This window comes from Micromonospora sp. NPDC023814 (genome assembly GCF_040639595.1).
Taxonomy (GTDB): domain Bacteria; phylum Actinomycetota; class Actinomycetes; order Mycobacteriales; family Micromonosporaceae; genus Micromonospora.
Window position 1 is genome coordinate 79,593 of the sequence record NZ_JBFAAF010000029.1, and the last position, 11,424, is coordinate 91,016.

At 68.5% G+C, this 11,424-nt stretch carries 12 protein-coding genes, 1 tRNA gene and 1 pseudogene; 10 read left to right on the forward strand and 4 right to left on the reverse strand.

Annotation, left to right across the window (positions count from 1 at the left end):
* Positions 1–136 precede the first annotated feature (136 nt).
* Positions 137–1,393, reverse strand: a complete 1,257-nt coding sequence (locus AB0G14_RS17825; protein ID WP_357698549.1) for an Ig-like domain-containing protein — start codon at positions 1,391–1,393, stop codon at positions 137–139.
* A gap of 187 nt (positions 1,394–1,580) precedes the next feature.
* Between AB0G14_RS17825 and AB0G14_RS17830 the strand changes: the two genes are divergently transcribed.
* Both AB0G14_RS17830 and AB0G14_RS17835 read left to right on the forward strand, forming a co-directional pair.
* A tRNA-Lys gene (locus AB0G14_RS17830) sits at positions 1,581–1,656 on the forward strand.
* Between the two features lie 150 nt (positions 1,657–1,806).
* Complete coding sequence (locus AB0G14_RS17835) at positions 1,807–2,232, forward strand: DUF4326 domain-containing protein (protein ID WP_357698552.1); 426 nt, start codon at positions 1,807–1,809, stop codon at positions 2,230–2,232.
* Here the strand turns inward: AB0G14_RS17835 and AB0G14_RS17840 are convergent.
* Entirely contained in the window at positions 2,222–3,112 is an 891-nt protein-coding gene (locus AB0G14_RS17840) for a hypothetical protein (protein WP_357698583.1), read from the reverse strand. The two genes, AB0G14_RS17835 and AB0G14_RS17840, sit on opposite strands and share 11 nt — an antisense overlap.
* Before the next feature lie 525 nt (positions 3,113–3,637).
* Here AB0G14_RS17840 and AB0G14_RS17845 point away from each other — a divergent pair.
* Complete coding sequence (locus tag AB0G14_RS17845; protein WP_357698554.1) at positions 3,638–4,435, forward strand: MarR family transcriptional regulator; 798 nt, start codon at positions 3,638–3,640, stop codon at positions 4,433–4,435.
* 325 nt (positions 4,436–4,760) lie between these two features.
* A complete protein-coding gene (locus tag AB0G14_RS17850) occupies positions 4,761–5,441 on the forward strand; it encodes a YdcF family protein (protein WP_357698557.1) in 681 nt (226 codons plus the stop codon).
* Positions 5,442–5,447: 6 nt separating this feature from the next.
* Here the strand turns inward: AB0G14_RS17850 and AB0G14_RS17855 are convergent, their stop codons facing one another.
* On the reverse strand, positions 5,448–6,674 hold the full coding sequence (locus tag AB0G14_RS17855; protein WP_357698559.1) for a helix-turn-helix transcriptional regulator: 1,227 nt from the start codon (positions 6,672–6,674) through the stop codon (positions 5,448–5,450).
* A gap of 370 nt (positions 6,675–7,044) precedes the next feature.
* Here AB0G14_RS17855 and amcA (AB0G14_RS17860) point away from each other — a divergent pair, with 370 nt between their 5' ends.
* From amcA (AB0G14_RS17860) to AB0G14_RS17885, 6 genes are all read left to right on the forward strand, one after another.
* Positions 7,045–7,209: a multiple cyclophane-containing RiPP AmcA gene (gene amcA, locus AB0G14_RS17860; protein ID WP_357698561.1), complete on the forward strand. Its 165-nt coding sequence runs from the start codon at positions 7,045–7,047 to the stop codon at positions 7,207–7,209.
* On the forward strand, positions 7,206–7,553 hold the full coding sequence (locus AB0G14_RS17865; protein WP_357698563.1) for a hypothetical protein: 348 nt from the start codon (positions 7,206–7,208) through the stop codon (positions 7,551–7,553). Before amcA (AB0G14_RS17860) ends, AB0G14_RS17865 begins: the two co-directional genes overlap by 4 nt.
* Positions 7,550–8,686 carry a cyclophane-forming radical SAM peptide maturase AmcB gene (gene amcB, locus AB0G14_RS17870; RefSeq protein ID WP_357698565.1) on the forward strand — a complete coding sequence of 379 codons (1,137 nt, stop codon included), beginning with the start codon at positions 7,550–7,552 and terminating at the stop codon, positions 8,684–8,686. Before AB0G14_RS17865 ends, amcB begins: the two co-directional genes overlap by 4 nt.
* Positions 8,683–8,865: a multiple cyclophane-containing RiPP AmcA gene (gene amcA, locus AB0G14_RS17875; RefSeq protein ID WP_357698568.1), complete on the forward strand. Its 183-nt coding sequence runs from the start codon at positions 8,683–8,685 to the stop codon at positions 8,863–8,865. The genes amcB and amcA (AB0G14_RS17875) overlap by 4 nt, the downstream gene beginning before the upstream one ends.
* 61 nt (positions 8,866–8,926) lie before the next feature.
* Positions 8,927–9,589: a pentapeptide repeat-containing protein gene (locus tag AB0G14_RS17880; RefSeq protein WP_357698571.1), complete on the forward strand. Its 663-nt coding sequence runs from the start codon at positions 8,927–8,929 to the stop codon at positions 9,587–9,589.
* Between the two features lie 14 nt (positions 9,590–9,603).
* Positions 9,604–10,173 (forward strand): kinase, encoded by a 570-nt coding sequence (locus AB0G14_RS17885; protein ID WP_357698574.1) that lies wholly within the window; start codon positions 9,604–9,606, stop codon positions 10,171–10,173.
* Between the two features lie 113 nt (positions 10,174–10,286).
* Here the strand turns inward: AB0G14_RS17885 and AB0G14_RS17890 are convergent.
* Positions 10,287–10,773, reverse strand: a pseudogene (locus AB0G14_RS17890) (HAD domain-containing protein).
* Positions 10,774–11,424 lie beyond the last annotated feature (651 nt).

An 11,424-nucleotide genomic window follows, 5' to 3' on the forward strand; every position in this document is an offset into this window, starting at 1 on the left:
CGGGGGCGGCGAACTCGGTCGGCGATGTCGCGGCCGGGGGTCGTGACGAACGACCGGAGCCGGTGCGACCCGGCCCGGAACGCGGCGACCGGCCCGCGGGTGCGGACCGGTCGCCGGGTCGTCGGGTGGAGGTGCGTCAGAACGCCGGCCCCGCACCGCCCTCGGGCACCGGCAGGGCGCTGCCCTTGACGAACTCGGACCAGCTCACGCTCCACGCCGTCCAGCCGTTGCCGGCGGCCAGCTTGCGCTCGGTGCCCTTGATGGTGATCGGGTCGCCGACCTTCGTCTTCTCGAACAGCCACCTGGCGTTCGCCGTCGAGACGTTGACGCAGCCGTGCGAGACGTTCTGCCGGCCCTGCACGTGCTCCGACCAGGGCGCGGCGTGGATGTACTCGCCGCCCCAGGTGAGCCGCTGCGCGAAGTCGATCTCCGTGACGTAGCGGTTCTCCGGATCCGGGTCGTCCCGGGTGTCGAAGACGGTGGACTCCTTCTTCTCCATCACCACCATCGTGCCGCTGGAGGAGGGCGTCTTCTTCTTGCCGAGGCTCACCGGCAGGGTGCGGACCACCTGGCCGTCCTCGTACACCGTCATCTTCTTCGTGGCGTTGTCGACCTTCATCTCGAACGCCCGGCCGATCTTCGCGGTGGCCGTACGGTCGACGTTGCCGTAGCGGCCGTTGCTCAGCGGGATGCCGGCCAGCGCGATCCGAACGGTGAGAGTGGTGCCGGGCTTCCAGTACTCCGGCGCGCGGTAGTAGGCCTGGGTGCCGTTGTCGACCCAGTGCCAGGCGCCCGGCTGCGGCGGGTCGGTGTGCACGAACATGCGCTTCTGCACGGCGGCCCGGTCCTTCTTCGGGATGCCCGGGTGGAACTCGGTGACCACCGGCATCGCCACGCCGTACGTCTTGTCGTCGAAGAGGTACAGGCCCGAGCTGATCATGGACTTGGGCTTCGCCATCGTCGTGAAGGTGCTGGTGCCCTGGCTGGTCCCGCCGTCGGCGCCGGTGGCGGTGACCGTGGCCGTGTAGCGGGTGCCGTACTTCAGCGGCTTCGACGGCACCCAGGACGAGCCGTCGGCACGGAGCCGCCCCTCGACCTGCTTGCCGTCTGCCGCGGTCAGCGTGACGCCGGACACCTTGCCGCCGTCGGGCAGCTCCGCGCTGATCTCGGAGCTGACCGGCTTGTTCTTCGCCCCGTCGGCCGGGCTCAGCGCCAGCGGCGGACCGTTCGGCGCCGCCGGAGTGGCGGGATCGGCCGCCGCGCTCGCGGTGGCCGGCGTGGTGCCGCCCACGAACTCCGCCTTCTTCTGCTCGTCGCCGCAGGCTGTCAGTGCCAGCGACGCCATCAGACCGAGGGCGCCCACCATCGCCCCGGCCCGCGCGAACCTGCCCATCCCCACCTCTGTTCTCGCGTACCTGGCGCACATCGTGCCGCATGGACCCCGCTCCTCAGGCCCCTGTCGTCGTACGCCTGGTGGTTTTGCCCTTGGATGCCCCTTAAGCTCGACCGAAGGGGGGAGCCGGGGATCGGGTTGGAACCCGGCTCGGAGGGCGTGCTAATGTTCTCCCCGTTGCCAGCGAGCGCCGCTAGCTCAACTGGCAGAGCAGCGGACTCTTAATCCGCGGGTTCGGGGTTCGAGTCCCTGGCGGCGCACCAACGATCAAGGCCCTGGCCTGGTGGTTCACACCGGGTTGGGGCCTTTTTCGTGTACGTGGTTGGCGGGCGGTCGCTCGATGGGTGCTCGGGAGCCGTTGGACCGGGCCGGCGTTGCGGGGACATGTGGTTGTTCCGTGGACGCCTGCGCTCATGGTCATCTCTGAGGTGGCCAGCCCGCATCGGGCCTTCGGGGTCATTGGGGCATCCGCCAGTCCGGGCGTCGACGCGCTTCCTTCGAGCATCCACTCGGGGCCGATCATTGGCGATTACGCTGGCGGCGTGGGGGGACAGCCTCGGGTTCGTGTGCAGGGGGATCTCTATCACCCGGTGGTGCCGCCGGGTGCCGTGTACGTGGGGCGGCAGGGGTTCGGGTTGCGGCGTTCTCCTTGGGCCAATCCGTTTAGCCTGCGGAAGCATGATCGGGCGGAGGCGTTACGCCTCTATCGGCAGTGGCTTGTGGGGCAGCCGGCCCTTGTTGACCGGGCGCGTCGGGAACTCACGGGGAAGCAGTTGGCGTGCTGGTGTCGGGTCGAGGATGCGTGCCATGCCGACGTGCTGGCCGACGTCATTGGTTGACGTGCAGCCGGTACCGGGCGGTGGGCCGTCTCGGTGCGTAGACGCCGCCGATGCTGAAGGACTGAGGTCTTGCCGCTTGGTTGCCTACGTAGAAGGCGACGTCGCGGTCGGCGGCGCAGAGCTGGGTGAGGAACTTGTTTCTCAGCTGCTCCTCGGCCTCCGGGTCGGTGAGCTGGCCCAGGCGACGTTGTAGGGCGACGAACTCCCAGTCCCAGAGTGTCTGCCGGTGACCGCGGCAATGACGGTCCGCGCAGCGGTAGCGGTAGGCGCCGGTGAAGCGTGGTGCTTGCAGCGGGCTGCGTTTGGCCGGTTCCAGTAGGTCGAGCTGGTTGAGGTAGCCAGTGATCTTCCTGCGATCCTCCGCCGACCAGCCGGGATGTCGCTTGACCTGCAGAGCCGAGATGTCGGCCACGCGAATCAGCGCGATCGATCGTGCGCTCGGGTCGTCGCGGGCCTGTTCGTTGAGCCGGCACATGGAGTCTTCGACGAGTGGATCGAGGAGGTTTCGACGCGACTGCCGACTGGCGAGGTGCCGCTCGGTGGTGATGGTGTCCACGATCGGCTTCCAGCTCTCGCGTCGCTGGTCTTGCCTGGCTGGCAGTGCGTCGACGTGGATGATGTCGTACTTGTGGAACTTGCCGTCGTCGTCGAGGTCCCGATAGTGGACCGGGTAGAGGCGAATCCAGCCCGTCCAGGGTGGGTCCATGCCCAGTGCCCCGACGCAGACCGTCTCCCCGTACCGCGCGGAGGGGTTGGGTGCCGCCTTCACTGTGATCAAGAGGCGCAGCTTTGCTGGTCGTGCCAGAAATGGCTTCGGTCTCGGATCTTCGTCGGTGCTCGGTCCCCACAACGGGAGCTGTTCCAACGGAACCACCCACATCGCTAAATGCAGCTGCCCAGGCACATTTAGTTACATAGACAGTCTCACATCTGAGTGGAGCGAGCGCTAGCCGGCAGGGGGCGAGGGGCAGCCTCGCAGCCGAACGCCGGCGCGCAGAACTCATCTGGCTTATCACTATTAGTAACCGCCGACTCGGCGAGTGGCGCGCCATCGCCGGGGCCGGGAAGGCGCGTGTCTGGCATTTCTGGAGATCGGTGCCCGGTGCGGTACTCTCCGTGAAGATCAACTATGGGCTGCCCGGTTTGACTGCTTCGCTTCTTCTGTCCTCAGCTCTTTGGCTGATTCACTGAACAGTGATCTCCAAAATCGGCCCCAAAACCACGGTTTGGGTATGTGGGTGCTCGCAGGGCCCGCCGACGCCTCGCTCAATGGCCCACGGCGGGCGTTGTCTCCGCTCACGGCGGTCCCGGCTTCCGATCCTCCGGCCGGGGCATTGACCACTCTCTGTTACGGCTGTGGGAAACAGGATGTCGGACTGCCGGTGCGCGGAGGGATCATCGGGGGATGGTTAACCAGGGTGCCACGCGGCGGTTGTCTCCGCGGCGGTGGCGGATCCTGTCGTACCTGGCGCAGCATGGTGCCGCGTCGACGCTGGACGTGGCGCTTGTCTGTGCGGTGTCGCGGCTGACCGCTCACCGGGAACTCGTATGGCTGCACGAGGCGGGACTGGTGCGCCGCGAGCGCTCGCCGGAGGACCGGACCCATACCTGGTGGTACGGAGTCACGGCCGAAGGGACCGAGGTGCTCCAGCGTGCCTTGACGGCGTCGGGGCAACCAGTTCCGTTGCGGTTGGGTCAGCGGTCCTCCGGTGTGGCGGATGCCCTGCTTTTCCTGCCGCTGGTGGAGGTGTCGCGGCGCAACCCGGGGCGGTGCGAGCTGTTCCAGTGGCTGGCGACGATGGAGACCTCGTCGTGGTTGCGCCAGCACGACCTGGCGCAGTTGCGGGCCGACGGCTACGGCGTCTGGCTGCAGGACGGGCGGTGCCTGCGGTTCCTGGTCCACGTCGACCGTGGCCCGATCGGCGACGTTGTTGCCGAGCACGAGCGGCCGACGTCAGGGCTGGGTGGCCTGCTCGCCGGCTACCGCCGCGCGGACCGGCTGGTGCCGGTCGGGGCGGTTCTCCTGATCGCTCAGGACGTCGAGCGGGAGGAACGACTACAGGCCGATCTGCTCTGCGAGCCGCTGTGGAACATTGTCGCCACGACCACCCGGCAGTTGTTGTATCGCCACTGGCCGGACGAGCAGGTATGGCGGGTGCCGGGCGAGACTGGCAGGCACCGCCTCATCGAGGTCGGAACCTGACCGAACCACGTCACGATCCCAAACCTCCTGATCGTGACGAGGCCGGCGGCGTGGTGCTGGAGTCAGCGGCGTCGTGCTGCGCTGCTACCCCTACGCTGGCGGCATGAGGGAACCCAGCGCGGACCGGACTTACGCCACGCCTGACGACCTTCCGCTGTCGGCTGTGCTACCTGAACTACTGCGGAGCGTGCGTGAGGGCCAGATTGTCTACCTGAGCGAGCGGGACGAGCCCGTGGCCGCTGTCGTTCCTCTGGAGGTGGCGAGGGCGGGATTGGCGGCCCTGGGCAGGTCCGACGGGGGCCCCGATGACGGCCCTCTCCGGTAGGTGGTGATGAACCGGCGTGCGGCGGCACATGCCGAGGCGATTCCCGACGCTATCCGGGCGGACGTGGAGACGCTCTGGCGCTACCACGACATGCGTCACGAGTTGCGCCCGTGCGACGTGGGGATCGGGTTGGGCAGTCATGACCTTGGCGTGGCTGTCATCGCGACGCGTTTGTTTCACGAGGGCCTGTTCCCAAGGATCGTGTTCACGGGCGCGAACGCCCCGACGACCGTCGAGCGGTTCCCGCGTGGAGAAGCAGTGCACTACCGCGAGTACGCCATCGAGCAGGGCGTACCTGCGGAAGCGATTCTCGTGGAGCCGCGTGCCACGAACACCGCCCAGAACCTGGAGTACTCGCGTCAGCTCCTGACCGAACACCGGATCCCGGTGAAGTCGGTGCTGATCATGTCGCGGCCCTACCAACAGCGTCGGGCCTACGCCACCTGCAGGCTGATGTGGCCGGAGGTCGATGTGGTGTGCGCGTCGAACCCACTTGAACTGGACGACTACGTGAGCAGCATCGGCGACCCGCGGCGGGTGGTGGACATGCTGGTCGGCGATACGCAGCGGATCGAGGTGTACGCCGAGCGCGGGTTCGCGATCCCGCAGGAGATGCCGGACGAGGTACGGGAGGCCTTCGAGCGCTTGGTGGCGGCTGGCTACACGAGCCGGCTGATCTGAGCCCAGCTACCAGCGCGGCCCTCCCGACCGGACACCCATCCGGTCGCTGAGTTCGACGGCCAGTCGAGGTGGCCGGGGGCGAGTGAGGATGTCCCGGACAAGGTCGCGGGAGAGCCGGTGGTAGCGCACCTGGTCGGGGCCGATGACCTCGGCGTCCAGAAGCGCCGCGAGCGCGTCGTCGATGCGGTTCCACCGGGCAAGGGCTCGGGCGGTTTCGATGGCGTGCCGAACCTGCCGCTCGACGGGCACGGTGCTGGTGTCGAGTGGGGCGCCGATGGCGATGGCGCGTTGCACGTCGCCGAGTTCCATCGCCACGGTCGTCTTGTGGATCGACACGTTGGTCGGGCCGAACGCGGTCCACACGTGGTTGCCATCGGCACCGAGTCGCCGTGCGGCGGCATCGGCCTCGGCGATGTGGGTGTCGGCCGAGGCGCGGTCGTCGTCTCGAGCGGCGGCCAGCGCGCAGACCAGGTGCAGGCTGCCGTAGACCGACAGCAGCTGCGGAGTCGGCTTGACTAGCCGTAATTCCAGGAACTGTGCCGCCGTGGCGGCGAGGCCTCGGGCTTGGGCGTACTCACCGATGGACGCCAGCGAGTGCGCGGCGGAGCGGCTGAGTGAGCCAATGACGACGTGATCGTGGCTGGCGTTGGCGGCGGCCAGCCCTCGGCTGGCGGCGGTCCACGCGAGGTCACCTTCGCCCAGCTTGGTGAGGAACAACGCGGCGAGCTGGTGCGCGTAGGCGGTCATCGCATGCGCGCGCTGGCCGTCGTCTCCGTCGTACGCCTCGGTGGCGGTGAGGCAGTCGTGGATGAGGTAGGGCAGCCGGCGGGCGAGGGTGCCGTACCGCGAGTGCTGGTAGGCGGTCCAGATCTCGGCGACATCGTTCTCGATCTCGCGCAAGGCAGGAGCCTCGACGTCCCCCGTGCGGGCCAGCGCTGGCGCGAGGTGACGATAGTCGTGAAGCGCGGCCCGCAAGGCCGGGATCGTCTCGCGCCCTGAGTCGTCCGACCACTCGAACAGGCTCGGTGCACCGATCAGGTCGCCGAGGGACACGTCGAGGGCCTTGGCGATCGCGCGTATGACCGACAGCCGGTCCAGGTCGGCCCGGTTCGTCTCGACCTTGCGTAACCACTCTTGCGTCTTGCCGACCAGACCGGCCAGCACCTCCTGGGAGAGCCCTCGCCGACGCCGGTAGAAAGCGACGCGCTGGCCGATCGTCATGTCGTCCGTCATCCCTCGCACACCATCACCCTGCCCGCTGAAGGCCGCCGGACCCGGTACGGATTTTCCCGGTCCTCCGGACGGACCGATCCTACGTTCAGTTCACCCCCAATTACCGGCGTGTGTCGATGCCGGTGTCAGGGATGACTGACAGGGAGCTGCAGATGGAGGGATCGATGAGCGGCGCACCACACCACGGCATGGGCCGCTGGCTCGGCCCGTCCGGGAGCGAACTGTCTCGGCGCTTTCCCCGCCTGCGTACCGCCATCAGGGCTGCGCGGGTGGGTGATCGGCGGTCTGCTCCCAGCCGCCGTGATGCGGCGGCGGGCTCGCCCTTCCCCCGGCGAGCCCGCCGCTCATCGTCCCTGGTGGGGGTGGTGGCATGACGGTGTACGTCTCGCGTAACGCCATGGCCGGCCAGTCCCGGCGCCCCGAGCCCAGGTGGACGGCCTCGCCGGGGCAGGTGTGGCCCGCTGACCCGCCGCTGCTCACCTTCGTGTGGCGTCGGCTGTTCGCGCAGCAAGCCCGCGAGGGCGGTCGCCGGTGACTGGCCAGCAGCGCCGTCTCGCGGCGAACCGGCGCGCGCCCGCCGAGGTGGAACATCTGCCGATGCGCCCGCTGTGGCTGTGCCGCCGATGCGGGCAGCCGTGGCCCTGCGGCGCAGCGAAGCTCGCGCTCCTGGCCGAGTACCGAGAAGTGCCGGTGAGCCTGTTCCTCTACCTGGCCGGCTGCCTGCACGACGCGATCGACGACCTGCACCGGCTCAACCCGAGCGTCACGGGCAGCGCTGCCGACATGTTCGACCGGTTCCTCGGCTGGCCTGCCCGCCACACCCACGCCTACCGCGTCAGTACCACCACGGCCGTCAGCATCGAGGGGGCCACCTCGTGAACGGCATCGGCCTCATCAACGCCACAGGCCAGCCGGCGATCGCCGGCAGCTTCCACACCCTGGTCGTGCAGCCAACGAGCTTCTGCAACCTCGACTGCACCTACTGCTACCTGCCCGACCGGAGATCCCTCCGCCTGATGAGCGGCGCGGTCGCGCGGGCCTGTGCCGAGTCGATCGCCCAGCAGAACAGCGGTCATCCCGTGAGTGTCGTGTGGCACGGGGGTGAACCCACCGCCACACCCATAGGGCTGTTCCGGGGCCTGCTGGCCCCCTTCGAGGAGCTGCGGAGCGCGGGGATGGTGCGTCACGAGATTCAGACCAACGGCACGCTGATCAACCGCCAGTGGTGCGAGCTGTTCACCACCTACGGGTTCGAGGTCGGGGTCAGCATCGACGGACCGGGCGCGTTGAACCGTAACCGCCTCGACCGGGCCGCCAACCCGACGGACGCCCGGACCCTGCGTGGCATGCAGACCCTGGCCGACGCAGGGCTGAGGTACTCGGTGATCTGTGTGGTCACCCTGGAAACCATCGACCACGCGGAAGCCCTCGTCGACTTCTTCACCAGCCTTCCCGGCTGCGAGTCGGTGGGCTTCAACATCGAAGAGCAGGAGGGCGCCGACCGGGCACCGGTGTCGGAGGATGCCGCGTACCGGTTCTGGCAGCGCCTCATCGCACGTCGCGTCGGCGGCAGCCCGCTGCGGATCCGCGACGTGGACCGGCTGGCCGACTATCTAGCCGCCACCCGCGCTGGGCGCGTCGACCACGCGCCGTACGAGCCGATCCCGACCGTCTCTTGGGATGGGCAGGTGGTGCTGCTGTCACCGGAGCTGCTCGGCATCACCGAGCCGCGATACGGCGACTTCATCGCCGGCAACGTCCTCCATCAGCCGATAACCGCCATGCTCGCCCGTGCCGGCGACCTGGACTACGTCGCCGAGTTCGTCACCGCCCTCAACGGCTGCGCCGCCCACTGCGCCTTCTATGACTTCTGCCGTGGCGCCCAGGCCGGCAACCGCTACTTCGAGCACGCGACATTCACCGCCCGAGAAACGACCTACTGCCGAACCACCCGACAGGCCCTCGTCCGCGCCGCCGCGGACCACCTCACCCCTTTAGGAGGAGCCCCATGACCAACGCCCTCGCGGTCCTCGTCAACGCCGCACCCGAGCAACTCGCCCGCCTCGGCGTCGACCCGGAGCGGTCGGTAGCGTCGATCGACGCGGCGAAGTTCGACAACCGCCCCACCTGGGACAACCGCGGAAAGTTCGACAGCCGACCCGGCTGGGACAACTGGAACAAGAAGAAGTAGCCCCCGCCACGGGACGCGCGGGGTGGCGTGCCCACCCCGCACCAACACAGGTTGAGGACACATGCGCACCACCACGATCGGCGACGTGAAGGTCCTGCTGCCGGACCTCGAACCGGACGACCTCCACACCACGACGGACCTGGACGGCGGCCTCACCGAGGCCCTCGTCGAGGGCGCAGCGTGGCACGGCTCGCACCTTGCGGACGCCCGCATCCGCAGCAGCCTGATCACCGGCGTGGACCTGAGCGAGAGCACCTGGGAAGCCGGCAGCCTCTACGGCTGCGAGATCACCCGCACCGATTTCTCTGGCGCGACCCTGACCGGCATTACCATCGAACGCTGCGCGATCACCGGCTCCCGGTTCACCGGCACCAGACTCACCGACGTACGCCTCAAGGACGTCCTGTTCGACGACTGCCGCTTCGACTACGCCACCCTCCACCGCGTCACCGCCGCCGGCTCGGTCGCGTTCAACGATTGCACCCTTACCAACGGCGCGTGGTCTTCCTGCCGGCTACCTCGCGTCGCGCTGCGGTCATGTGACCTCGCGGGCCTGGAACTGGACTCCTGCCACCTCGACGGCACCGACCTGCGGGGCAGCCGGCTGCACGGCCTCAAGACGCCGCTGGACAACCTGCACGGCGTCACCCTCGGCGAGGACCAACTTCCTGACCTCACCCAGCTGACGGTCGCCGCCCTCGACCTCACCGTCCGCAGCAACTGAGCCGAGGAGGCATCGTGCTCGCTGAACCCACTGGCAGCCCGGACACGATCCTCGTCTGCATCCGGGGCAACTCCGGCTCGGGCAAGAGCAGCATCGCCCGCGAGCTACGACGCCGGCACGGCCGGGGCTGCGCCCTTGTCGAGCAGGATTACCTGCGCCGCATCCTGCTGCGCGAGCGGGACCGGCCCGGCGGCGCGGCACCGGCGTTGATCGGGCAGACCGTCCGGTTCGCGCTGGACCACGGCTACCACGTGGTGTTGGAAGGCATCATGCACAGCAGCCGCTACCGAAGCATGCTGACCTCACTGCGGGACGGCCACCGAGGGCGGTCCCTGTTCTGCTACCTCGACGTGTCCCTGGCCGAGACCCTGCGCCGGCATCTCACCCGCCCGCAGGCCACTGAGTTCACCGCCGAGCATATGAGCGGCTGGTACGCCGCTCACGACGTCCTGGGCTGGCCCGACGAACTCGTCCTACCCGAGACCACGGGACTGGACGAGGTCGTCGAGGCCATCGCGGATGCTGCCGGGCTGCCCCAGACCAGCCGCGACGACGACCTGCTTCCGAACGTTCCGTCCCCGTAGAACAGCCCAGCCGGCTACCGGTGTCGCCGTTCCGGCGCACCGTTCGCCAACGTCGGTTCCGAGTGGCCAGACAGCCCGTCAAGCGCGGCGACTGCGACGGCATGGAGCTCGCCCTACCGCGCCTGCATGAGCCAGCTCTCGATGACAGTGAAGTCCCGTTCGGTCAGCCCGCGACGTGGATCGACCCGATGCAGCAGGGCCGGACCGTGGTAATGAGTCGACACCCACTCCTGATCGGCGTGGGAGATCTCGTCGTCGACCCAAACGAAGGGCCGTCCCTGCGCCCACTCGACCAGCCCACGGGTCTTCCAGTGCAGGACGCCCACCTCGTCAGAGTCGGGCCAGTCCACGACTGGCAGGGTCGGCAGCCCGAGCAGCGGCGCGAGCACGTCGTTCGCGTCGCTCATCCAGGTCGACGCCCACACGATCACATGGCAGGGCCTTCAGCCAGCGGCCGTGTTCCGGATCGACCTTGTGCAGCAGGGGATGGGCGTCGGCTGGTAGGGCCGGTGCCTCGGTGTGGCCATGCGACATGCCCGGCCCAGCCGTCGTGACTGTTCCGAACGGGATGAGCGTGCCGTCCACGTCAAGGAACAGCAACGGACGCGGCGCAGGGGCGGACATGACCCAGAGGCTAGCCCCCACCCCGCCAACGGCTACCTCCGCGCGGTTGCCCCAAGTCCATTCGTCTCGCTGCTGCTCCCGGCGGCGGGCAGTCATGCGCCGCTGACGGCGACCACGGCAGGGGCGGTGCCGGGATGCCTCTCACCGGGCCCTTTCCGCTCCGGCGGCGCTGTGGTGACCCGACCACGCCACCAGCACCACATCCACACCTCAACTAAGGAGTTCTCGTGCTTTCGCCGACACCCTCCACTACCGCCGTAGGCATTGGCAGTGACGACTTCCGGCTTGATCCCCGTTCGGGGGTCGGGCTTGGCGTCAGCGTTGACGTCAGTCTTCAGCCGGACCCCCGAACGGACCCCCTGTTTCCTCTCACACTGCAGGTCAGCCCGTCTGTCAGCGCTGACGGCTTGTCCTGCGACAGACCCTGCCTGCTCTCGGGTCTCTCCCCCTGGGCGGCGGCATCCGCTCGCAGGGAGGTGGTGGCTGGTGGATGATCCGGTTCTGCGGGTCCAGTCGCAGCTGACCGACCGCGCCCTGTCTGCCAGGCTGAGATGAGGCAGCCTCCCCGGTGAAGCTAGGCTTGCTGGGAGACAGGAAGAGGATCATCGTGACACTGCCCAACACGCC